This is a genomic window from Nocardia nova NBRC 15556 (assembly GCF_001613005.1).
Classification (GTDB): Bacteria; Actinomycetota; Actinomycetes; order Mycobacteriales; family Mycobacteriaceae; genus Nocardia; species Nocardia nova.
In genome coordinates this window covers 1-601 of the sequence record NZ_BDBN01000139.1, presented here as the reverse complement: position 1 = coordinate 601, position 601 = coordinate 1, and the positions used below count along the sequence as shown (strand labels likewise).

The following is a 601-nucleotide window of genomic DNA, read 5'->3' as shown; positions in this document are numbered from 1 at the left end:
TGCCGCAGCGACTCGACATCTTCGACGAGCGGCTGTCGGTCTTCGACAACGTCTCCGCGGCGGCGCCACACGCCGGCGCCGAGCAGATCCGCGCACAACTGGCGCGGTTCCTGTTCCGCGGCGCCGACGCCGATGTCGCGGCCGGGGCGCTGTCGGGCGGCGAGCGGTTGCGGGCCGCGCTGGCGATGCTGCTGCTCGCCGAACCGGCGCCGAAACTGCTGCTGCTCGACGAGCCCACCAACAACCTCGACCTGCCCAGTCTCCGCCACCTCGCCGAGGCGCTGACCAGCTTCGAGGGTGCGCTGATCGTAGTCAGCCACGACCCGCGCTTCCTCGATGAGATCGGCATCACGCGCCGCCTCGAATTGACCCCGGACGGGTTGGTGGATGAATCGGACTCCGGAACCGGTTGAACGAACGGGGTGCGTCGGGCCGGACCGGTGCGCCTTGGGGAAAACTCCTACTAAAGTGGGTGTTCTGGGCTGTTGAAGCGGTCGGCTAGGGTGTGGCGATCGAGGCGTGAGAGGTGGTGGCATGACTCAGCATCTGGAGAAGGCGAATGCCGGGAATTCGGCAGCTGGTGATGCCGCGCCGGCTGCCG

At 68.1% G+C, this 601-nt stretch carries 1 protein-coding gene; it reads left to right on the top strand.

The genetic code is table 11. The features are described from left to right. The coding region (locus NN2_RS34030) for an AAA family ATPase (RefSeq protein ID WP_156511556.1) at window positions 1-413 on the top strand (413 nt) is incomplete at its 5' end. Between the last annotated feature and the right edge of the window lie 188 nt (window positions 414-601).